The sequence below is a fragment of the Agromyces sp. H66 genome, assembly GCF_004959775.1.
In the GTDB taxonomy this organism is placed as follows: domain Bacteria; phylum Actinomycetota; class Actinomycetes; order Actinomycetales; family Microbacteriaceae; genus Agromyces.
This window is the reverse complement of sequence record NZ_SJZG01000004.1, coordinates 151,146-172,366: the sequence shown is the minus strand read 5'-3', so window position 1 is coordinate 172,366 and position 21,221 is coordinate 151,146. Positions and strand designations below refer to the sequence as shown.

Sequence of the window (21,221 nt, the reverse complement as noted above, 5' to 3'; positions counted from 1 at the left end):
GATGCCTCTCGCCCACCGCTCCCGCTCGCTCGCGCTCGTCGGCGCCCTCGCGACCGTGCCGCTCCTGCTCGCGGGGTGCGCGTCGCCGGCCGCCGCGCCCGCGATGCCCGACGGGCTCGCGGTCTCCATCAAGCAGGGCCGCCTCGACGTCGTCGCAGGGCAACTCGTGGTGCGCTTCGAGAACGCCGGCCCGACGCCGGTGACGATCGAATCGTTCGTCGTCGAGACGCCGACGTTCGCGCCAGGACTGGAGCGGTCGGAGGCGATCGAGCTCGGGGCCGACGACGCGGTCGACATCCGGCTCGACCTGCCGGCGAGCGTGTGCGACGCCGAGCCCGGGCCGGTCGAGGTCGACCTGCGCCTGCGCACGGCGGACGGTGCGCACGAGGGTCGGCTCACGGCCGACGACCCCTTCGACACCGTCGCCCGCGTGAACGGCGCCGACTGCCTCGGCGAGTCCGTCGCGGCCGTGGCCGCCCTCGTCATGCCCGAGCACCTGCGCTCGACCGGCGTCGGCCCCGACCGTCGGGCCTACATCGACGTGCGGGTCGAGCCTGTGGCCACCGGCGACCGCTCGATGCGCATCGAGCGCATCTACGGCACGACGCTCCTGAACGCCGAAGACGGCATCGACTGGACGCTCGGCCTCGACGTGGCGACCGGTGACGCGCCGTTCACGATCTCGCTTCCGGTGCGGCCCGCGCGATGCGACGCCCACGCGATCGCCGACGACAAGCGCGGCACGATCCTCCCGTTCGAACTCGCCACCGACGACGGCCGGGCCGGCCGGCTCGACGTGCCCGCCGCCGACGGCCTGAAGGCCGAGCTGTACGCCTACTACGGCGAACGCTGCGGCCTGGATGCGCCGGCCGGCTGAAGGGCCGACCCCGGAATCGAGAGGTCGCGATTGGCGGGTCGCACCCTGCAAACGCGACCGCTCGATTCCGGCCCTGGCAGCGGATGCCGCGACCGCGCGCCGGTCCGGCAGGATGCGGCCGGCCGCCGGCAGTACGGGTCAGTCGCGTGGTTCGACGACCCGCGCGAGCAGTTCGATGAGCAGTCGCTCGGTGAGCGAGCCGGGCAGCGCCTCGACGAGTGCGAGCACGGGTGCGAGCCGATCGGGCAACGCCCCGCCGCCCCCACCGCCCGCGCCGCTCGCGCCGGCGCTACCCGCCGCATCGGCCCCACCGGCCCCGCCCGCTCCATCGTCCGCGCCGGCCCCGCCGCCGAGGAGGCCGAACGCCCGGAGCAGTGCGGCCGCGCCGTCGGAGTCGACGCCCGCGGACGCCGCGGCGAGCGCCTCGACGCCGCCGGGCAGCTGCGCGGCGAGTCCGGCCACGAGCTCGTGCCCGTCGACGGCCGGCACGCCGCGCACGCGATCGGCGGCGGCGGCGAGCGCGGCGGACAGCTCCGACACCACGGACTGCGTGACGGGCGTCACGGTGAGGTGGCTCGTGTGCGGCAGGCGCGTGCCGTCCGACTGCACGCGACCCGGTTGCAGCTGTACGTGCCATCCCGACTCGCGCGCCGCATCCGCCCAGTGGTGCGGATCCACCCGCCGGTCGGCCGGCACCCGCTCGTCGACCGTCACCGCGAGGAGCGGGCCCGTGGGTTCGCCGACGACGCGCAGGCCCTCGATGCCGTCGATCACGTCGAGGAGCTCACGGGTGGCGGATGCCGCGCGGGCCGTGAGCTCGGCGAAGCCGCCCTCGCCGAGCACCCCGGTGATCGCCCACGCGGCCGCGAGCGGCCCGGCGGGCTTCGACCCGGCCATCGTGGGGTTCACCACGGGATATCCCGGCCAGTCGGTCGTCGCGAAGTACTGGTGGCGCTGGCGGTCGCGTCCGCGGGTCAGCAGCACCGACACGCCCTTCGGTGCGTAGCCGTACTTGTGCAGGTCGGCCGAGAGGCTCGTCACGCCCGGCACCCGGAAGTCCCAGGCGGGCAGGTCGTCGGGCCAGAACGCGAGCGCGAAGCCGCCGATGCAGGCGTCGACGTGCAGCGCGATGCCGCGCGAGTCGGTGATCGCCGCGACATCCGCGATCGGGTCGAGCGTCGCGAACGGGTACGACGGTGCGCTGAGCACCACGAGCGCGACGTCGTCGCCGAGACGCTCCTCGATCGCGGCAGGCGTCGGCGCACCGGTACCCGGGTCGACCGGCACGAGGTCCAGTTCGAGTCCGAAGTAGTGCGCGGCCTTGTGGAACGCCGCGTGCACGGTCGTCGGGGCGACGATCCGAGGTGTGCGCGGGGTCCCCGCGCGCGCCGCGCGCCACACGTCGCGGGCCGTCTTGACGGCGAGCAGGCAGCTCTCGGTGCCCCCCGACGTGACCGAGCCGACCACGACGTCGTCGCCACGGGCACCCCCGGCGCCACCGGCGCCCCCGGCGCCACCGGCACCCGCGCCGCCACCGTGGAAGACCCGCCGCGCGAATCCGACGACGCCCGACTCCATGGCGGCGACCGACGTGAACGTCGTCGGGTCGAGGCCGTTCACCGCCTGCACGAGGCGGGCGGCGCGGGCGGCGAGCTCGTCGAGCTCGGGAAGCCCGGAGTCGTACACGTACGAGAGCACCCGACCGCCGTGCGTGGGGGCGTCGGCGCTCCGCAGCGCCTCGAGCTCTGCGAGCACGTCGTCGGGGTGCCGCTCGAACGCGCTCATCGCACTGCCGCCCGCGCCGTGGCATCCGCGTCGATGTCGCCCTTGCGCAGCGGGTAGCGGCGCAGCGACAGGAGGCTCGCCAGCACGAGCGCGGCGGGCAGCAGGCTGAAGGCCACCGTGATCCCGGCGACCGCGGCGTCGGGCTGGGCGACGACGGCCGAGCCCACCGACTCGACGTACCCCGTGACGGCGAGCACGATGGTGAAGAGCGTCGCGCCGAGCGCCATGCCCGCCGTCTCGCCGGCGGTCCAGACGCCGCCGAAGCTGCCTGCGCGTCCGTCGCCGTGACGCCTGGCGTCGTGCGAGATGACATCGGGCAGCATGGCCATCGGTAGCGACTGCATGCCCGCGTACGCGGCGCCGGCGAGCGCCACCGACGCGTAGACCCACGGGCCGGGTGCCCACAGCATGCCGACGAGGCTGGCCGCCGCCACCGCGAAGAGCACGCTCGCGACCACGAAGCCCCGCTCCTTGCCGATGCGCCGGGCGACCCGCTCCCACGCGGGTGCACACAGCACGGCGGGGGCGATCAGCGCCACGAACAGCGCGGTCACGAGGCGTTCCTCGCCGAGCACCCACGTGGCCACGAACTGCGCGCCGGCGAGCATCGCTCCGGTGGCCAGGCCCTGCAGCACGAAGGCGGTGAGCAGCGCCCGGAACGGCGTGCTCCGCCGCAGTGCGGCGAGGCCTTCGGCGTAGCCGGCCCGGATGCTCCGGGCGGGCGCGGCATCCGTCGCCGCCGTACCGCGCGTGGCCGTCGTCGTCGCGACGAGCATGCCGGCGCCGATCACGATGCCCGCGACGAGGGCCATCATGAGGTAGCCGAGGCGCTCGTCGCCGGGGAAGGCGGCACGGATCTCGGGCCCGCCCGCCCCGAACAGCAGGATCGCCACCGTGAGCACCACGACCCGCCACGTGAGGAGCCGCGTGCGCGCGTCGTAGTCATCCGTGAGCTCCGCGGGCAGCGCGATGTACGGCACCTGGAACAGGCTGAATGCGGTGGCGGTGGCGAGGAACGCGACGAAGACCCACACGGCGGATGCCGCGGGCACGAGTCCGGCCGGAACGGCGAAGGTGAGCAGGAACCCGACGGGCAGCGCGATCGCGCCGATCGTCATCCAGGTGCGCCGCGTGCCCGTGCGGGCGAGCGCCCGGTCGCTGCGCTCCCCGATCCAGGGATCGATGACGACGTCCCACACCTTGGCGGCCGTGACCACGAGTCCGGCGACGAGCGCCGTGATGCCGAGGGTGTCGGTGAGGTAGTACACGAGCACGAGTCCGGGCAGCGTCGCGAAGCCGCCGGTGCCGATCGAACCGATCGCATACCGGGTGACGACGCCGCGGGAGAGGGGTCGCTCCGGTGCGGTCATGGTGGCAGTGTACTCATCCCCGGGAGAAGTGGGTCAACTGACCTAGACTGTGCCCATGCGCGCCCCCACGGCCTCCCCCGAACTCTTCGCGAGACTCGCCGACGACGTCGTCGCGTCGGGCTCCGAAACGATCGCGATGCGTTCGCCGCTCGACGGCGAGGGCATTCACGACCTCCCCCGCTCGAGCGCAGACGACGTGCGCGACGCGATCGCGCGGGCGCGGCTCGCGCAGCTCGCGTGGGCCAGGGCGGGATTCGCCGAGCGGCGCCGGGTGCTGCTGCGTGCGCACGACCTGCTGCTCGACCGCCGCGAGCTGCTGTTCGACCTCATCCAGCTCGAGAGCGGCAAGACCCGGGGGCAGGCGCTCGAGGAGGTCTTCCAGTCCGCGTCCGTGACGCGCTACAACGCCCTCTCGGCGCGTCGCGTTCTCCGCGGTCGCCGTCGGCGCGCGGGGGTCCCGCTCGCCACGACGACGCGGGTCCGCTATCGGCCGAAGGGCGTCGTCGGCGTCATCACGCCGTGGAACTTCGCGCTGAGCCTCGCCGCGATGGACATCGCGCCCGCGCTCGCCGCCGGATGCGCCGTGGTGCAGAAGGCCGACGACCAGGGCGCGCTCACCATCCTCGCCCTTCGCCGTGCGTTCATCGACGCGGGCGTGCCCGAGGCGGTCTGGGCGGTCGTGACCGGAACGACCAACGAGGTCGGCGAGACCCTCACCGACCACGTCGACTACATCTGCTTCACGGGTTCCACGGCGGTGGGCCGGAAGATCGGCGAGAAGGCCGGCCGTCGGCTCATCGGCGCGTCGCTCGAGCTCGGCGGCAAGAACCCCCTCATCGTGCTCGACGACGTCGACCCACGGCAGGCGGCGGCGGATGCCGCGTATGCGTGCTTCTCGGCCATGGGACAGCTCTGCGTCTCGATCGAGCGACTCTACGTGCACCGTGCCGTCGCGGGCGAGTTCACGCGCGAACTCGTCGACCGCCTCGGCACCGCGACGCTCGGCTCGGCGCACGACCACACGGTCGACTTCGGCTCGCTCACGAGCGCCGAGCAACTCGCGAACGTCGAGGCGACCCTCGACGAGGCGATCGCGAAGGGCGCCACGGTGCTGGTCGGCGGTCGGCACCGCCCCGATCTCGGGCCGTGGTTCTACGAACCGACCGTGCTCACCGGCGTCACGCCCGAGATGCGGGTCTACGCCGAGGAGACGTTCGGCGCCATCGTCTCGCTCTACATCGTCGACAGCGAGGAGGAGGCGGTGCTCGCCGCGAACGACAGCGAGTACGGGCTGAACGCCGCAGTGCTCACGCGCTCGGCCCGCCGCGGCCGGCGCGTGGCCGACGCACTGGAGGCCGCGAGCGTCAACATCAACGAGGGGTACCGCGCCACGTTCAGCTCGGTGGACGCGCCGATGGGCGGGCTGAAGGCGTCCGGCGTCGGCCGCCGCAACGGCCCCGAGGGGCTGCTCCGATTCGTCGACGCCATCACGGTGTCGCGGTCGACGGGTCTCATCCAGTTGCCCCGTACCGGGCGCGAGTACGCGGTGCTCGCGGGCCCGTTCGTCCTGCTCGCGCGCATCCTGCGTGCCGTGCGTCGCCGCTGAGCGACGCGGCGGTCAGGTCGCCTCGGAGTCGAACGGCGCGGGCTCGTCGGCGCCGAGCGCATCGAGCTTGCGCTTGCGCTGGAGGTAGGCGGAGTTCTCGTTCACGGCCGCCCTCGCGACGACGGGCTTCGCGGGCTCGGCGAACGGGTCGACGTCGCTGAGTGCCTCGCGGATGATGCGACGCGGGTCGTACTGACGTGGATCCATCTTGCGCCAGTCGACATCGTCGAACTCGGGGCCCATCTCCTCCTTCATGCGGGACTTCGCCCCGTTCGCCATGTCGCGCAGCGAGCGCACGAGTCGGCCGAGTTGCGCCGCGTAGTGGGGCAGACGATCGGGCCCGAGCAGGAAGACGGCGATCACCCCGATGATGAGGAGTTTCTCGAACGTCAGACCGAACACCTCTACAGGATAGTCGGCGGCGAGGCGTGCGAACGCCGTGTCCGCGGGGCCCGTAGGCTATGGGGTCGAGAGCCAGCCACCGGGAGTCGCCACGTGTCCGAGAGAGACCTGAACTGGAAGTACGTCGACGAGTCGGTCGTCGAGACCGACGCGGTCGCGAAGGCCCGCCAGCAGTCCCTCGAACTCGGCATAGAACCGGTGTCCCCCGCCGTCGGCGCGCAACTCGCGGTCGTCGCGGCCGCGGCGCGCGCCGAGTCCATCATCGAGGTCGGCACGGGCGTCGGCGTGTCGGGCCTCTGGATGCTCCAGGCGGTGCGCGGTGCCATGCTCACCTCGATCGACACCGAGAACGAGTACCAGCAGCACGCGCGCGAGCACTTCGCCGACGCGGGCATCGCTCCGGCCCGCGTGCGGCTCATCGCCGGTCGTGCGAGCGAGGTGCTGCCGCGAATGAACGAGAGCTCGTACGACGTCGTCTTCATCGACGCGGATGCCCCGTCGGTCATCGAGTACGTCGAGCACGGGCTGCGCCTGGCCAAACCGGGCGGCTGCGTGCTCGTGGCGCGCGCGCTGTGGAAGGGACGCGTCGCCGATCCGGCCCGACGCGACGCCGCCGCGACGGCGTTCCGCGAACTCATCGCCGAGTTGTCGGCTTCCCCAGCAGTGGCAACGGCCGTCTCCCCTGCGGGAGACGGCCTGTTGCAGATCGTGAAGTTGGGTGCGTGACCCTCGACTCAGGCGGGGTTCACGACGCCCCCGAGGACGTCGTAGAGCTCCTTGGCCTCAGCGTCGTTCACCGAGACGACGAGGCGACCGCCCCCCTCGAGCGGAACCCGCACGATGATGAGGCGACCCTCCTTCACAGCCTCCATAGGCCCGTCTCCGGTGCGTGGCTTCATGGCCGCCATTGAGCTACCCCTTTCGTGGCTGACCCCTCCATTATCGGCCATGCCGGGCGGCGCGGGGAAATCGCCGCCGCGCCTGTGGACAACGCTTACACCCCCGTGACCGGTCGCGAGGGGCCATCCGCCCCGCCGATTCGACGCCTCATCAGGGCGGAGTCCAGTCGCGGCCGTCGATGCCCCAGCAGAGCAGGAGCCAGCCCACCTGGAGCACGAGCGAGAGCGCGACCACGACCCAGCGGTACCACCGGGCGCGAGGGAGCGCGATCGCGCCGAGCAGTGGGAACAGCGGCGCGAGAATGCGGAACGTGCTGGACTGCGGGAAGAACACCGCGAGCAGGTACAGCGCGTAGCCGATGCTCCAGAACCGGATGTCCACGCCGAGCCGGCGCACCGCCGGCGACGCCATCGCGAGCCCGAACGCGATGACGAGCGCGATCACCGCGATCGTGCCGAGGGGCTGCCCGAGCCACCAGCCGCCGGACTGGAACCACGCCGTGAACGGCACCAGCTCCTGGTAGCCGATGTACGCCGAGCGCCAGGCCAGCTCCGTCTCGGTGTAGGCGTGCAGGTTCCCGGTCGCCGCCCACACGATCGCGGGCCACGCCAGGCCTGCCACGCCGGCGAAGACGGTGACGGATGCCGCGAACACGCGTTCGCGCACTCCGAACGCCTCCCGGCCGCGCCGGAACCATCGCCACATCCAGTGCAGCCCCAGGGCGAGGGCGAACGCGAGCGCGCCGGGGCGCGTGAACGACCACACGGCGATCACCGGGAACAGCCACGCGTAGCGCCGATCGACGAGCAGCAGCAGGGCGAGGGCGAGCCACAGGAACCCGAGCGACTCGGCGTATCCGAACTGCATGATGGGCGCGACCGGAGCGACGCAGAAGAGCACGACGGCGAAGAGCGCGCGATCCGGCTCGAGGAACCGCGACATGAGCCGGTGGAACACGAGGGCCGCGCCCAGGCCCGCGGTCGCCGACACGAGCACCGCGGCCACGTTCCACGAGGCCCCGAAGAGCATCACCGCCCCGACGAGCGCCGGGTAGACCGGCAGGAACGCCCACGCGTTCTCGGCCACGTGCCCGTCGTCGGTGAGCGGCAGGTCGGCCGGGTACCCGCCGAAGAGGATGATCTGGTACCAGCGCGCGTCCCACAGGTTGGAGAACTCGAAGAGGTCGGGATGCGCCCCCGTCCACGGGTTGGCCTCCTGCACGCTCGCCAGCACGAGGACGAACAGGGTCGTGACCGCGCGTGCCGCGAGGTACACGAGCACCACCTTCGCCCACCACGGGGCGAGTCGCCACCGCACCCTCGGCGACCACCGCGTCGCGCGGTACGGATCGCGCTCGACCGGCGCGGTCGCCACGATTCCGCTCGTCCCGTTCCCGCTCAGGCGATGCCGGTCAGCCACGACCGCAGTGCCCGCTCGCAGGACAGGATCTGGTCGCACGCCACGCGCTCGTCGTCGGCGTGCGCCTTCAGGGGGTCGCCCGGCCCGAAGTTCACGGCCGGGATGCCGAGGGCGCTGAAGCGGGCGACATCCGTCCATCCGTACTTCGGCTTCGCCTCGGCGCCCACGGCTCGCACGAACTGCTGCGCGAGCGGCGCGTCGAGGCCGGGCCGTGCCCCCTCGGCCTCGTCGACGACGGTGAGTTCGTACTCGGGGAAGAGATCGGCGACGTGCTCGATCGCCTCGGCTACGGTGCGGCTGGGCGCGAACCGGTAGTTGACGTGCAGCATGGCCTCGTCGGGGATGATGTTGCCGGCGATACCGCCCGTGATGCCCACCGCATTGAGGCCCTCGCGGTATTCGAGCCCGTCGACCTCGACCGTCGCGGGCTCGTAGCGCGCCAGCCGCTCGAGTGCGGGCGCGAGCTTGTGGATCGCGTTGTCGCCCACCCAGCTGCGCGCGGAGTGGGCTCGCAACCCGTAGGCGCGGAGCTCGACCCGGAGGTTTCCGTTGCAGCCGCCCTCCACCTGCCCGTTCGAGGGCTCGCCGAGGATGGCGAAGTCGCCCGCGAACAGCTCGGGCCGGTGTCGTGCGAGCCGGCCCAGCCCGTTGAGCTCGGCGGAGACCTCCTCGTGGTCGTACCACATCCAGGTCAGGTCGACGATCGGCTCGGTGAGCTCGAGCGCGAGCTTCAGCTGCACGGCGACGCCGGCCTTCATGTCGACGGTGCCGCGGCCCCACAGGTAGCGCTGCCCGTCGATGGTCTCGAAGCGGGTCGGCACGTTGCCGTTGATCGGCACGGTGTCGAGGTGGCCGGCGATGACCACCCGGCGGTCGCGTCCGAGGTTCGTGCGCGCCACGATCGTGTCGCCGTCGCGGATCACCTCGAGGTGGGGTGCGTCGGCGAGCGCCGCGACGATGAGGTCGGCGAGCACCTGCTCGTCGCCCGAGACGCTCGGGATGTCGCAGATGGCCTGCGTGATGGCGACCGAGTCGGCGGCGAGGTCGAGCGGGGGCCGGGGCGAGGCGGAGGTCGGCATGCCTCGAGTCTACGGATGCCGCGGGGCCCGGCCGTGTCGTCATCCGGGAACGGGGCGCCGTGCGCCCGGATACGCTGGAGGCATGCCCGCGATCGACACCGCCCCCTCCCCTGCCCGCTCCGCGTGGGGCCACGGTCTCGAGACCATCGCCGCCGACGGCACCGTGCTCGACGCCTGGTACCCCGCTCCCGCGCTCGGCAGGCCCGACGCCGCGACGCCCGACGCCGACCGCCACGGGCCCGCGGACCTCGACGAGTTCGCGGGGCCCGACGTGCGGCGAGCCGTGACGGTCCGGCCGGTCACGACGACGATCGACCTCGACGCCCCGCCCGCCGGCACCGCCGACGCCTACCTGCGCCTGCACCTGCTCTCGCATCTGGTCGTGCGTCCCAACGAACTGAACCTCGACGGCGTCTTCGCGCACCTGCCCGCCGTGGTCTGGACGAACGCGGGCCCGGTGCATCCGGCCGACTTCGACCGGCTGCGTCCGCGGCTGCAGCGCGCGGGCATCCACGCCACGGGGCTCGACAAGTTCCCGCGCCTGCTCGACTACGTGACGCCCGATCGCGTGCGCATCGCCGACGCGTCGCGCGTGCGGCTGGGCGCGCACCTCGCGCCCGGAACGACCGTGATGCACGAGGGCTTCGTGAACTTCAACGCCGGCACCCTCGGCGCCTCGATGGTCGAGGGTCGCATCTCGCAGGGCGTCGTCGTCGGCGACGGCAGCGACATCGGCGGCGGAGCGTCGATCATGGGCACCCTCTCGGGCGGGGGCACGCAGCGGGTCTCCATCGGCGAGCGCGCCCTGCTCGGCGCGAACTCGGGCATCGGCATCTCCATCGGCGACGACTCGGTCGTCGAGGCCGGGCTCTACGTCACCGCGGGCACGAAGGTCGTCGTGCTGGGCGGCTCCGGAGAAGCCGGCCGCACGGTGAAGGCGGTGGAGCTCTCGGGTGTGCCGAACCTGCTCTTCCGCCGCAACTCGCTCAACGGACAGGTCGAGGTGCTCTCGCGCACCGGTGAGGGCGTCACCCTGAACGCCGCGCTGCACGCCTGACTCCGCCTGCCGATGCCGTCGACTACAGTGGTGTGCCCAGGCCGCCGCCGGGCGGCCCTCGCCATGCGCAGCACGAAGGAGTGACGTGGGTACCGATGCACCCCGAACCCGCCGGCATCGGGGCCTCAGGTTCCTGACCGTCCTGCTCGTCAGCGTGCTCGTGCTCGCCGTCGCGGCCGCCGGATTCGGCTGGTGGACGGTGCAGCCCTCCTTCCCCACGACGTCGGGCCGCATCGAGGCGCCGGGCCTCACGGCCGCCGTCACGGTCTACCGCGACGATGCCGGCATCCCGCAACTCGTCGCCGAGACCGACCACGACCTCTTCTTCGCGCAGGGGTACGTGCACGCCCAGGACCGGTTCTGGGAGATGGACTTCCGCCGGCACGTCACCGCGGGCCGCCTCGCCGAGCTCTTCGGGGAATCTCAGGTCGCCACCGACGCGTTCATCCGCACGCTCGACTGGCGAGGCATCGCCGAGCAGGAGTTCGACCTCCTCGACGACGCGTCGCGCGCGCACTACGAGGCCTACGCCGACGGCGTGAACGCCTACCTCGCCGAGCGGGGCGGCGCCGACCTCTCGCTCGAGTACGCCGTGCTCGGGTTGCAGAACCCCGCCTACTCCCCCGAGCCGTGGTCGGCGGTCGACTCGATCGCGTGGCTCAAGGCCATGGCCTGGGACCTGCGCTCGAACCTGGGTGCCGAGATCGATCGCGCCATCCTCGCGACCGCGCTGCCGCCCGAGGAGGTCGCCCGCCTCCACCCCGACTTCGCGTGGGGCGCGCGGCCGACCATCGTCGACGGCGCCGCGGCCGGCCCGGCGTCCGCCGAGATCGCCCCGCTCCCCGCGTCAGGCGACGCGTCGGGCGTCGGATCGACGGCGGATGCCGCGGCCGCCGCCCCGTCCGTCGATGGCCCGGCTGACGCCGCCGACTACGCCGAGCCGCTCGTCTCGCTGCGCGGCGTGCTCGACGGCATCCCCCACCTGCTCGGCCCCGAGGGCGGCGACCTCGGCTCCAACTCGTGGGTCGTCTCGGGCGCCCACACCGAGTCCGGCATGCCGCTGCTCGCGAACGATCCCCACCTCGGTCCCGCCATGCCGTCGATCTGGGCGCAGATGGGACTGCATTGCGCCGAACTCCGCGACGACTGCGCCTACGATGTCGCGGGCTACACCTTCTCGGGGCTGCCCGGCGTCGTCATCGGCCACAACGAGCGCATCGCGTGGGGTTTCACCAACCTCGGCCCCGATGTCGCCGATCTCTACCTCGAGCGCGTCGACGGCGAGAACTACGAGCTCGACGGCGCGATGGTGCCGCTCACCCTGCGCGAGGAGGTCATCACCGTCGCGGGCGGCGACCCGGTCACCGTGACGGCCCGCTCCACCGCGCGCGGGCCGATCGTCAGCGACGTCGGCGGCGACTACGCCGCCATCGCCGACGGATACCCCGATGTGACCGGCGCGCCCGACGGCGAGCACGCCGTCTCGCTGCAGTGGACCGCCCTCACGCCGGGCACCACCGCCCAAGCCGTCTTCGCCATGAACCGCGCACGCGACTGGGACGAGTTCCGAGACGCGGCCGCCCTCTTCGACGTGCCCGCGCAGAACCTGGTCTACGCCGACGTGGACGGCAACATCGGCTACCAGGCGCCGGGCCGGATCCCCGTCCGGAAGGCGGGCGACGGCACGGTGCCGCTGCCCGGCTGGACGAGCGAGAACGGCTGGTCCGGAACCGTGCCGTTCGACCAGCTGCCCTCGGTGCGCAACCCCGAACGCGGGTACCTCGTCACCGCCAACAACCCCGTGAGCGTGGACGGCCCGATGCTCACGAGGGACTGGGACCACGGGTACCGCGCCGACGCGATCGAGCGGCTGCTCGACGAGCGCATCGCCGCGGGCGTGAAGCTCACGGCCGACGACCTCGCCGAGATCCAGCTCGACACGTCCGACTCGAACGCCGCGACCCTCCTCCCCGTGATCGCCGAGCTCGAGCTCGATGGCGACGCCGCCCGCGGCGCGGCCCTGCTCGAGGGCTGGGACGGACGCAGCGACACCGACAGCGCCGAGGCGGCGTACTTCGCGGTGTTCTGGCGCACCCTTCTCGACGACATGTTCGGTTCGCTGCCAGAGGCCACCAGGCCGTCGGGCGGCGACCGTTGGTTCGCGGTCGTCGGCGACCTCCTCGACGAGCCCGACGCGAGCTGGTGGACGAACGAGGCCGACGGGGTGGCCGGCCGCGACGCCGTGATCGCGCACGCCCTGGCCGCGGCGTGGGAGGAGGCATCCGACCGCATGGGACCGCGGACCGACTCGTGGCGGTGGGGCCGGCTGCACACGCTGACCCTCACCAACCAGACCTTCGGTGAGTCGGGCATCGCCGCGATCGAGTGGCTCTTCAACCGCGGCCCCTACGAGGTCGGGGGCGGATCGGACATCGTGAACGCCATCGGCTGGGACGCCAGGCTGGGGTACGAGGTCAACTGGGTTCCCTCGATGCGCATGATCGTCGACGTCGGCGACTTCGACGCCTCGCGGTGGGTGAACCTCACGGGCGCGTCGGGGCACGCGTTCCACCCGCACTACGACGACCAGGCGCGCCTGTGGCAGCGTGGCGAGACGCGCGCATGGCCGTTCACGCTCGACGCCGTGCAGGATGCCGCGCGGGACACCCTGCACCTTCGACCGGCCGGCGCCGAGTGACGCGATCGCGGCCCGCCCCGTGAGGGCGGGCCGCGATCAGTTGGGACGGCGCGTCAGGCGCCGGGGTAGCGACGCTCGGACTCGCCGACGTACAGCTGCTGCGGACGACCGATCTTGGTCTGCGGGTCGAGGTTCATCTCCCGCCAGTGCGCCATCCATCCGGGAAGCCGGCCGATCGCGAAGAGCACCGTGAACATGCGCGTCGGGAAGCCCATCGCCTTGTAGATGACGCCCGTGTAGAAGTCCACGTTCGGGTAGAGGCGGCGCTCCTTGAAGTAGTCGTCCTCCAGGGCGATCTGCTCGAGCTCCTTCGCGAGGTCGAGGAGCGGGTCGTTCACGCCGAGACCGGCGAGCACCTCGTCGGCGGACTCCTTCACGAGCCGCGCGCGCGGGTCGTAGTTCTTGTAGACGCGGTGGCCGAAGCCCATGAGCTTCACGCCGTCCTCCTTGCGCTTGACGCGCTCGACGAACTTCGCGACGCCCTCGCCCGAGTCGCGGATCTGCGCGAGCATCTGCAGCACCGCCTCGTTCGCACCGCCGTGCAGGGGGCCGGAGAGGGCCTGGATGCCCGCCGAGATCGACGCGTACAGGTTCGCGCCCGTGGAGCCGACGAGCCGGACGGTCGACGTGGACGCGTTCTGCTCGTGGTCTTCATGGAGGATGAGGAGTCGGTCGAGCGCCTTGGAGAGCACCGGGTCGATGACGTACGGCTCGGCCATGTTGCCGAAGTTCAGCCGCAGGAAGTTGTCGACGAAGCTCAGCGAGTTGTCGGGATAGAGGAAGGCCTGCCCGGTGCTCTTCTTGTGCGCGTACGCCGCGATGACCGGCAGCTTCGCGAGCAGCCGGATCATGGTGAGCTCCACGTCGCGCAGGTCGTGCGGATCCGACGAGTCCTCGTAATAGGTGGAGAGCGCCGACACCGCGCTCGACAGCACCGACATCGGGTGCGCCGTGTGCGGCAGCGCCGAGAAGAAGTGCTTCAGGTCCTCGTGCAGCAGCGTGTGGCGCCGGATCTTCTCGTCGAACTCACCGAGTTCGTCGGCGGTCGGCAGGCTGCCGTAGAGCAGCAGCCACGCCACCTCGAGGTAGGTCGAGTTCTGGGCGAGCTGCTCGATCGGGTATCCGCGGTACCGGAGGATGCCCTGCTCGCCGTCGATGTACGTGATCTCCGACTGCGTCGACGCCGTGTTGACGAACCCGTAGTCGAGCGCCGTCAGGCCGGTCTGCCGGGTGAGGGTCGACAGGTCGATGCTCGAGTTGCCGTCGACCGCCTGGCGGATCGGGAACTCGGCCGTGCCGCCGGGGAAGCTGAGGGTGGCGGTGCCGGGATGCGGCCCGGTCGCCTGGTTCACGACGTCGCTCACGGCGCCTCCTGTGATCGTCACTTGCGCGGTCACCTGCTCTCCGGTCAGGGGCCGTCGGTGGCCGCGGCCCGAATACAGCCTAGACGGGCCCCGGGCACACTGTGACATCCGCCAAGTGATGCCCGCATCCGTTGGGCGCACCCCACAGGCGGCCTGTCAGGCGCCGGCTGCGGCCCGCAACCGCTCCGCCGCGGCGGAGATCCGCTCGTCGGTGGCGGTGAGCGAGAGACGCACGTGGTCGGGATAGTGCACGCCGTAGAAATGGCCCGGACCGCCCAGGATGCCGAGGTCCGCGAGCCGGCCGAGGCTGTCCCACGCGTCGCGGCCCTCGGTCGCCCACAGGTAGAGACCCGCCTCGCTGCGGTCGATGCGGAAGCCGGCCGCCTCGAGCGCCGACTTCAGCGCCGTGCGGCGGGCACGGTATCGCTCCTTCTGCTCCGCGACGTGGGCGTGGTCGCGCAGGGCGACCGCCATCGCGTGCTGCAGCGGCCCCGGCAGCATGAGGCCCGCGTGCTTGCGCACGTTCGTGAGCCGGGCGATCACGGTGCGGCATCCGGCGATGAATGCGGCGCGGTATCCGGCCATGTTCGACTGCTTCGAGAGCGAGTAGATCGCGAGCGTGTCGCGGACGTCGCCGTCGGTCACGGCCGGGTCGAGCAGGCTCGGCACCGGTTCGTCGGCCCAGCGCCCCTCCCAGCCGAGCTCCGCGTAGCATTCGTCGCCGACGATCACGGCGCCGAGTTCGCGTGCGCGCGCCCGCGCTGCGCGGAGCTCCTCGATCGTGAGCACGCGTCCGTCGGGGTTGGCCGGGCTGTTCAGCCACACGAGGCGGGTCTGCGTCGGCCAGTCCGCGGGATCGTCGGAGGCCATGGCGGTCGCGCCGGCGAGCACCGCACCCATCTCGTAGCTCGGGTAGGCGGCACGCGGATGCACCACGACATCGCCCTCGCCCAGCCCGAGCAGGAACGGCAGCAGCGCGACGAGCTCCTTCGAGCCGATGGTCGGCAGCACGTTCGCCTCGGTGAGTCCGGTCACGCCGCGACGACGCTCGAACCAGCCGACGATCTCCGCACGAAGCTCGGGCGTGCCCACGGTCGTCGGGTAGGCGTGCGCGTCGGTGGCCGCCGCGAGCGCGTCCCGCACGACGGTGGGCGTCGGATCGACCGGCGACCCGATCGACAGGTCGACGAGCCCGTCGCGGTGCGCGGCCGCCCGTTCGCGATACGGACCCATGAGGTCCCACGGATAGTCGGGCAGCTCGCCACGCGCCATGCTCAGTGCACCTGCGGCGGCAGTGCGGCGATGAGCGGGTGGTCCTTCGGGATCACGCCCACCTTGGCCGCGCCGCCGGGCGAACCGATGTCGTCGAAGAACTCGACGTTGGCCTTGTAGTAGTCGGCCCACTCCTCGGGCAGGTCGTCCTCGTAGTAGATCGCCTCGACGGGGCACACCGGCTCGCACGCGCCGCAGTCGACGCACTCGTCGGGATGGATGTAGAGCGAGCGTTCACCCTCGTAGATGCAGTCGACGGGGCATTCGTCGACGCAGGCGCGGTCTTTCACATCGACGCACGGCAGGGCGATGACGTAGGTCACGTTGGCTCGCTGTCCTCTCCGAAGGCTGGGACTCCAGTCTATGCGGCCCGGGATGCCGGCCGGTGACGTGCTGGCAGCCTGGGCCAGGCGATCACGAGCACGGCGACGAGGGCGGGCGCCACCGCCCAGATCGTTCCGATGACGTCACCGGTGATGAGCACCGAGCCCCCGCGACCCGGCAGCGTCAGCAGGGCGACGGTGCCGACGATGCCGACCGCGGCCCCGATCGCCGCGAGCCGCCCGCCGGCCACGAGTCGGATCCCGACGAGGAGCGCGAGCACGCCGACGATCGCCGCGACGAGCCCCCACGGGATGACGAGCTCGCCGAGCCGCAGCTCGTTGCGGTGGCCGATCGTCGCGACGGACCCGTAGATGATCCCGACGACGAGCGCCAACCCGACCGTGCCCGCGCGTGCGGCCGGGGTCGTCGGGGCTTCTGCGCCGGTCACTGCGTCATCGGCGTCACCGTGTACGAGACGGTGCCGCCCTCGCCGCCGATCACCACCACGTACTCGGCGTTGGTGTACAGCCGGCCCGCGGCGTCGACGTCCGCGATGCTCGCATCCTGCGTGAAGCCGGCCGCCTCGAGTGCGGCGGCGGCGTCGGCCACCGCGTCGCTCGACGAGGTCGTGATCACGACCATCCACCCCTCGACCGAACCCGCGCTCCCGCCCGCCGAGACGCCGATCTTGCCGTCGATCACGGGGACCTCCGCCGGGAAGTCGGCGGGGAGCTCGCCCGAGAGGCTGACGTCGCCGCCCGTGGCGCCTTCGATCGCCTCCTCCACGCCGCGGTTCACGAGCTGCTCGACGGGGTTGGCGAAGCAGCCGGTGAAGAGCGTGGCGGTGACGCCGGCGATCGCGACGGCGATCGCGGCACGGGTCGTGGCAGGCAGGTTCGGCATGGGGCTCCTCGGTGGATGCGATGGGATGCACGCGGCGCACGCGGCATCCGCTCGTGTCGGATTCTATCGGCCGGAGGTGCGGGCGGGCGATGGCGTAGCGTGGATGTCGGCGCGGCGCGGGCCGCTCGGAGAGGATCGATGACGATGACGGATGCCGCAGCCGCAGGCCGATCGGAGGAGCCCGCCGTGCGGGTCGAGCGGGACGGCGGCATCGCGGTCGTCACGATCGATCGGCCGGCATCGCTCAACGCCCTCTCGGTGTCGGTGCTCACGGAGCTCGAGTCCGCGTTCGAGCGGCTCGCCGGGGAGCACGACGTGCGCGGTGTGCTGTTGGTCGGCGCCGGCGGTCGCGCGTTCGTGGCCGGGGCCGACATCCGCGGCCTGGCCTCGCTCGACCCGGGGCCGGCGGCCGATGTCGCGCGGCTCGGCCATCGCGTTGCCGCGGCGATCGAGGCGTTGCCGGCACCGGTCATCGCGTGCGTCGACGGCTTCGCCCTCGGCGGCGGCCTCGAACTCGCGCTCGCCTGCGACCTCATCTATGCGACGGATGCCTCGGGCTTCGGCCAGCCCGAGGTGAGGCTCGGCCTCATCCCGGGGTTCGGGGGCACGGTGCGACTCCCGCGTGCGGTCGGCCTCGCCCGGGCGAAGGAGCTCATCTACACCGGACGCCGCATCGGCATCGACGAGGCCGTGGAGGCCGGGCTCGTGGCGCGCCGCTTCGCCGACCGGGACGCGCTGCTCGCCGGCGCCCGGGAGACGCTCGCCCAGATCGCCGCGAACTCGGCGAGCGCCGTCGGGATCGCCAAGCGCGTGCTGGTCGCCGCAGCCGGTCGCCCGACCGAGGCGGCGTCGGCGCTCGAAGTCGAGGGCTTCGAGGACGCATTCCGCACCGACGACATGCACGAGGGCGTCTCGGCGTTCCTCGAGAAGCGCGAGCCCCGCTTCGGAGGCTGAACTCCGCGTCAGCCGACGCGTGCGCTGAGCCAGGCGAAGCCGTCGAATCGCACGCCGTCGACCCCGAACATCTCGAGATGCAGGTGCGGTCCGGTCGACTGCCCCGTCGAGCCCACGAGCCCGAGTTGCTGGCCCGCGCTCACGTGCTGACCCTCGGTGACGGCGAGCGAACCGTACTGCATGTGCGCGTACGAGCTCGTGATGAGCTCGCCGCCGATGTTGTGCTGCACCTCGACGTTCACGCCGAGGCCGCCGCCGTTCTCGGTCGCGAGCACGACCACGCCGTCGGCGATGGACATGACGGGCGTGCCGTTGCCGGGGTTGAAGTCGACGCCGTCGTGATAGGTGGAGCAGCCGGAGCACGGCGCCTCGCGCGGGCCGAAGCCCGACGCGCGGTTCTCGGGATTGATCACGGGCCAGACGATGAGGTCGGACTCGATCACCGCGACACTACCGAGGCCTGCGACCTGGGAGACGATGGGCGGCGGCGCGGCCTCGACGGCGTATCCCTCGTCCGCGTGCGGCGCGAGTTCGGCCTCGCTGGCGACGTGGATGCCAGGTTGCGGCGCCGCGAGCGAGAGCGAGTCCTCGGCCGGCGCGTAGACGGAGGCCCGGTGTTCGACGTCGGTCGCCGTGACGGCCAGGGCGGGAACGCTCGTGGCGATCATCATGCCGCCCGCGAAGGTCATGGCGACGGCCGAGACCGCGGAGCGCAGGCCGCCGGAGGCGGCGCGTCGCGTTGCGTGGTGCGCCCGCGGCTCGGAGCCGCGATGCGTCCGTGGTTCGGGACGCGGCGTCGCATGCGCGGCTCGGATCGGGCCGGATCGACGGGCGCGGGGCTGGAGACGGACAGGGCTGGGGGCGGCCGCACGGCGGCCGTGCTTCTTGGGGGGATTCATTCGGGTGTGTTGCGTATCCGGGTCGGGGGGATCCGAGACGAGCTCGGGCGGGGGAATCGAGACAAGCTCGACTCAACCTACGCACCGAGTCTGGGAGGTTCCTCCGTTATGCAACCGTGATCTGACATCCGATGCCAGAAATTCCCACCCTCAGCTCGTGCAGGAGAACTGCGGCGAGACCGCTGCACGGGCAGGGCTGGCGCCCATCCCCCTTTCACGAGCTGAGGGGCTCAGCCCTGCTTCTTGAGGCGCGACGCGGCGCGCGCACGGGCCGTCTGGTCGAGCTCGACCTTGCGGATGCGCACCTTCTCGGGCGTGACCTCGACGCACTCGTCCTCGCGCGCGAACTCCAGGCACTCCTCGAGGGTGAGCTGGCGCGACGGCGTCATCGACTCGAAGGTGTCGGCGGTCGACGAACGCATGTTCGTGAGCTTCTTCTCCTTCGTGATGTTCACGTCCATGTCGTCGTTGCGCGAGTTCTCGCCGATGACCATGCCCTCGTAGACCTCCTCGGTCGGGTTCACGAAGAAGGTCATGCGCTCCTGCAGGGCGATGATCGCGAACGGCGTCACCACGCCGGCACGGTCGGCGACGATCGAACCGTTGCTGCGCGTCGTGATGGTGCCGGCCCACTCGTCGTAGCCGTGCGAGATCGCGTTGGCGATGCCCGTGCCGCGCGTGATGGTGAGGAACTCGGTCCGGAAGCCGATGAGCCCGCGGCTCGGCACGATGAACTCCATGCGCACCCAGCCGGTGCCGTGGTTCGCCATGTTGTCCATGCGGCCCTTGCGGGCGGCGAGCAGCTGCGTGATGGCGCCGAGGTACTCCTCGGGCGCGTCGATCGTGAGGTGCTCGTACGGCTCGTGCACCTTGCCGTCGATGGTCTTGGTGACCACCTGCGGCTTGCCGACGGTGAGCTCGAAGCCCTCGCGGCGCATCTGCTCGACGAGGATCGCGAGGGCCAGCTCGCCGCGGCCCTGCACCTCCCACGCATCGGGGCGCCCGATGTCGAGCACCTTGAGCGACACGTTGCCGACGAGCTCCCGGTCGAGGCGGTCCTTCACCATGCGGGCGGTGAGCTTGTGACCCTTCACCTTGCCGACGAGGGGCGAGGTGTTGGTGCCGATCGTCATCGAGATCGCGGGGTCGTCGACGTGGATCGCGGGCAGCGGCCGCACGTCCTCGGGGTCGGCGAGCGTCTCGCCGATCGTGATGTCCTCGATGCCGGCGACCGCGATGATGTCGCCGGGCCCGGCCTCCTCGGCAGGGAAGCGGTCGAGCGCCTTCGTCTTCAGGAGCTCGGTGATGCGCACGTTCGAGTGCGAGCCGTCGTGGCGCACCCAGGCCACCGTCTGGCCCTTGCGGATCGTGCCGTTGAAGACGCGCAGCAGAGCGAGACGGCCGAGGAACGGCGACGCGTCGAGGTTGGTGACCCACGCCTGCAGCGGCGCCTCGTCGTCGTAGGTCGGCGCCGGGATGTGCGTCAGGATCGCCTCGAAGAGCGGCTCGAGGTCGTCGCTGTCGGGGAGGCTGCCGTTCTCGGGCTTCGTCGTCGAGGCGCGTCCGGCCTTGCCGGAGGCGTACACGACGGGCACGTCGAGCACGGCGTCCAGGTCGAGCTCGCCGTCGGTGCCGGCCGACACGGCGTCGTCGGCGAGGTCCGACGCGAGGCCGAGCAGCAGGTCCTGGCTCTCGGCGACGACCTCGTCGATGCGGGCGTCGGGACGGTCGGTCTTGTTCACGAGCAGGATGACGGGCAGGCGGGCCTCGAGCGCCTTGCGCAGCACGAACCGCGTCTGCGGCAGGGGGCCTTCGCTCGCGTCGACGAGGAGCACGACGCCGTCGACCATCGACAGGCCGCGCTCGACCTCGCCGCCGAAATCGGCGTGGCCGGGGGTGTCGATGACGTTGATGGTGACGGGGCCGGATGTCGCGTGCACGCCGTCGTACTCGATGGCGGTGTTCTTCGCGAGGATCGTGATGCCCTTCTCGCGCTCGAGCTCGTTCGAGTCCATCGCCCGCTCGTCGACGTGGGCGTGCTCGGCGAACGAGTGGGTCTGCTTGAGCATGGCGTCGACGAGCGTCGTCTTGCCGTGATCGACGTGGGCGACGATCGCGACGTTGCGCAGGTCGTTGCGGGTGGCGTTGGCCATGGTGGTGGGTCCTCAGGGATGCGTGTCGTCACGTGGCACCGATGCGGCCCGGTGCGGGCGACACGGCGGCAGCGCGGAAGCGCTGGTGTGAAGGTCGGTGGGATCGCACGAAGCCGGTGCACGGCGCGCGCCCTGCAAGCCTACCGTGCACGGCACGGC

19 protein-coding genes are annotated in these 21,221 nt (G+C 71.9%); 6 read left to right on the top strand and 13 right to left on the bottom strand.

Going from position 1 to position 21,221, the window contains the following annotated elements; all coding sequences use genetic code 11:
* Position 1 precedes the first annotated feature (1 nt).
* Positions 2–877, top strand: a complete 876-nt coding sequence (locus EZM51_RS08935) for a hypothetical protein (RefSeq protein ID WP_136707914.1) — start codon at positions 2–4, stop codon at positions 875–877.
* A gap of 138 nt (positions 878–1,015) precedes the next feature.
* Here EZM51_RS08935 and EZM51_RS08930 read toward each other — a convergent pair whose 3' ends face one another.
* Complete coding sequence (locus tag EZM51_RS08930) at positions 1,016–2,662, bottom strand: aspartate aminotransferase family protein (RefSeq protein ID WP_136707913.1); 1,647 nt, start codon at positions 2,660–2,662, stop codon at positions 1,016–1,018.
* Positions 2,659–4,032, bottom strand: coding sequence for an MFS transporter (locus EZM51_RS08925; RefSeq protein ID WP_136707912.1), 1,374 nt, complete (start codon positions 4,030–4,032; stop codon positions 2,659–2,661). The genes EZM51_RS08930 and EZM51_RS08925 overlap by 4 nt, the downstream gene beginning before the upstream one ends.
* 55 nt (positions 4,033–4,087) lie before the next feature.
* Between EZM51_RS08925 and EZM51_RS08920 the strand changes: the two genes are divergently transcribed.
* The gene (locus EZM51_RS08920) at positions 4,088–5,638 is read left to right on the top strand and encodes a succinic semialdehyde dehydrogenase (protein WP_136707911.1); all 1,551 of its coding nucleotides are present in this window, start codon (positions 4,088–4,090) and stop codon (positions 5,636–5,638) included.
* Between the two features lie 12 nt (positions 5,639–5,650).
* Here EZM51_RS08920 and EZM51_RS08915 read toward each other — a convergent pair whose 3' ends face one another.
* Positions 5,651–6,040 carry a sec-independent translocase gene (locus EZM51_RS08915; RefSeq protein ID WP_136707910.1) on the bottom strand — a complete coding sequence of 130 codons (390 nt, stop codon included), beginning with the start codon at positions 6,038–6,040 and terminating at the stop codon, positions 5,651–5,653.
* A gap of 93 nt (positions 6,041–6,133) precedes the next feature.
* On the opposite strand from EZM51_RS08915, the gene EZM51_RS08910 reads away from it, so the two are divergent.
* Entirely contained in the window at positions 6,134–6,766 is a 633-nt protein-coding gene (locus EZM51_RS08910) for a class I SAM-dependent methyltransferase (RefSeq protein ID WP_136707909.1), read from the top strand.
* An 8-nt stretch (positions 6,767–6,774) separates the two neighbouring features.
* Here EZM51_RS08910 and EZM51_RS08905 read toward each other — a convergent pair whose 3' ends face one another.
* From EZM51_RS08905 to dapE, 3 genes are all read right to left on the bottom strand, one after another.
* Positions 6,775–6,948 (bottom strand): DUF3117 domain-containing protein, encoded by a 174-nt coding sequence (locus tag EZM51_RS08905; RefSeq protein WP_067875042.1) that lies wholly within the window; start codon positions 6,946–6,948, stop codon positions 6,775–6,777.
* A 142-nt stretch (positions 6,949–7,090) separates the two neighbouring features.
* A complete protein-coding gene (locus tag EZM51_RS08900; RefSeq protein WP_248305549.1) occupies positions 7,091–8,314 on the bottom strand; it encodes a hypothetical protein in 1,224 nt (407 codons plus the stop codon).
* Positions 8,315–8,337: 23 nt separating this feature from the next.
* Positions 8,338–9,438 carry a succinyl-diaminopimelate desuccinylase gene (gene dapE, locus EZM51_RS08895; RefSeq protein ID WP_136707908.1) on the bottom strand — a complete coding sequence of 367 codons (1,101 nt, stop codon included), beginning with the start codon at positions 9,436–9,438 and terminating at the stop codon, positions 8,338–8,340.
* 82 nt (positions 9,439–9,520) lie between these two features.
* Here dapE and dapD point away from each other — a divergent pair, with 82 nt between their 5' ends.
* Both dapD and EZM51_RS08885 read left to right on the top strand, forming a co-directional pair.
* A complete protein-coding gene (dapD, locus tag EZM51_RS08890; protein ID WP_136707907.1) occupies positions 9,521–10,495 on the top strand; it encodes a 2,3,4,5-tetrahydropyridine-2,6-dicarboxylate N-succinyltransferase in 975 nt (324 codons plus the stop codon).
* Positions 10,496–10,580: 85 nt separating this feature from the next.
* Complete coding sequence (locus EZM51_RS08885; RefSeq protein WP_136707906.1) at positions 10,581–13,193, top strand: penicillin acylase family protein; 2,613 nt, start codon at positions 10,581–10,583, stop codon at positions 13,191–13,193.
* Positions 13,194–13,246: 53 nt separating this feature from the next.
* Here the strand turns inward: EZM51_RS08885 and EZM51_RS08880 are convergent, their stop codons facing one another.
* The 5 genes from EZM51_RS08880 to EZM51_RS08860 all read right to left on the bottom strand — a co-directional run bounded on the left by EZM51_RS08880 (position 13,247) and on the right by EZM51_RS08860 (position 17,056).
* On the bottom strand, positions 13,247–14,557 hold the full coding sequence (locus EZM51_RS08880; RefSeq protein ID WP_248305548.1) for a citrate synthase: 1,311 nt from the start codon (positions 14,555–14,557) through the stop codon (positions 13,247–13,249).
* Positions 14,558–14,713: 156 nt separating this feature from the next.
* On the bottom strand, positions 14,714–15,829 hold the full coding sequence (gene dapC / locus EZM51_RS08875) for a succinyldiaminopimelate transaminase (protein ID WP_136707904.1): 1,116 nt from the start codon (positions 15,827–15,829) through the stop codon (positions 14,714–14,716).
* A gap of 2 nt (positions 15,830–15,831) precedes the next feature.
* Positions 15,832–16,152, bottom strand: a complete 321-nt coding sequence (gene fdxA, locus EZM51_RS08870) for a ferredoxin (protein WP_136707903.1) — start codon at positions 16,150–16,152, stop codon at positions 15,832–15,834.
* Positions 16,153–16,190: 38 nt separating this feature from the next.
* Positions 16,191–16,601, bottom strand: a complete 411-nt coding sequence (locus tag EZM51_RS08865; RefSeq protein WP_136707902.1) for a hypothetical protein — start codon at positions 16,599–16,601, stop codon at positions 16,191–16,193.
* A complete protein-coding gene (locus tag EZM51_RS08860) occupies positions 16,598–17,056 on the bottom strand; it encodes a hypothetical protein (RefSeq protein ID WP_136707901.1) in 459 nt (152 codons plus the stop codon). The genes EZM51_RS08865 and EZM51_RS08860 overlap by 4 nt, the downstream gene beginning before the upstream one ends.
* Positions 17,057–17,200: 144 nt before the next feature.
* On the opposite strand from EZM51_RS08860, the gene EZM51_RS08855 reads away from it, so the two are divergent.
* Positions 17,201–18,010, top strand: coding sequence for an enoyl-CoA hydratase-related protein (locus EZM51_RS08855; RefSeq protein WP_136707900.1), 810 nt, complete (start codon positions 17,201–17,203; stop codon positions 18,008–18,010).
* Between the two features lie 8 nt (positions 18,011–18,018).
* On the opposite strand, the gene EZM51_RS08850 is transcribed toward EZM51_RS08855, so the two are convergent.
* Entirely contained in the window at positions 18,019–18,699 is a 681-nt protein-coding gene (locus EZM51_RS08850) for a M23 family metallopeptidase (RefSeq protein WP_169053844.1), read from the bottom strand.
* Positions 18,700–19,139: 440 nt separating this feature from the next.
* Positions 19,140–21,062 carry a translational GTPase TypA gene (gene typA / locus EZM51_RS08845; protein ID WP_136707898.1) on the bottom strand — a complete coding sequence of 641 codons (1,923 nt, stop codon included), beginning with the start codon at positions 21,060–21,062 and terminating at the stop codon, positions 19,140–19,142.
* Between the last annotated feature and the right edge of the window lie 159 nt (positions 21,063–21,221).

Bases quoted from the DNA above. Each gene is read 5' to 3' on its own strand.
- EZM51_RS08925 (WP_136707912.1), bottom strand. From the start codon at position 4,032: ATGACCGCACCGGAGCGACCCCTCTCCCGCGGCGTCGTCACCCGGTAT.
- dapE (WP_136707908.1), bottom strand. From the start codon at position 9,438: ATGCCGACCTCCGCCTCGCCCCGGCCCCCGCTCGACCTCGCCGCCGAC.
- EZM51_RS08930 (WP_136707913.1), bottom strand. From the start codon at position 2,662: ATGAGCGCGTTCGAGCGGCACCCCGACGACGTGCTCGCAGAGCTCGAG.
- EZM51_RS08905 (WP_067875042.1), bottom strand. From the start codon at position 6,948: ATGGCGGCCATGAAGCCACGCACCGGAGACGGGCCTATGGAGGCTGTG.
- EZM51_RS08850 (WP_169053844.1), bottom strand. From the start codon at position 18,699: ATGACCTTCGCGGGCGGCATGATGATCGCCACGAGCGTTCCCGCCCTG.
- EZM51_RS08855 (WP_136707900.1), top strand. From the start codon at position 17,201: ATGACGGATGCCGCAGCCGCAGGCCGATCGGAGGAGCCCGCCGTGCGG.
- dapC (WP_136707904.1), bottom strand. From the start codon at position 15,829: ATGGCGCGTGGCGAGCTGCCCGACTATCCGTGGGACCTCATGGGTCCG.
- EZM51_RS08935 (WP_136707914.1), top strand. From the start codon at position 2: ATGCCTCTCGCCCACCGCTCCCGCTCGCTCGCGCTCGTCGGCGCCCTC.
- EZM51_RS08860 (WP_136707901.1), bottom strand. From the start codon at position 17,056: ATGCCGAACCTGCCTGCCACGACCCGTGCCGCGATCGCCGTCGCGATC.
- EZM51_RS08920 (WP_136707911.1), top strand. From the start codon at position 4,088: ATGCGCGCCCCCACGGCCTCCCCCGAACTCTTCGCGAGACTCGCCGAC.
- dapD (WP_136707907.1), top strand. From the start codon at position 9,521: ATGCCCGCGATCGACACCGCCCCCTCCCCTGCCCGCTCCGCGTGGGGC.
- typA (WP_136707898.1), bottom strand. From the start codon at position 21,062: ATGGCCAACGCCACCCGCAACGACCTGCGCAACGTCGCGATCGTCGCC.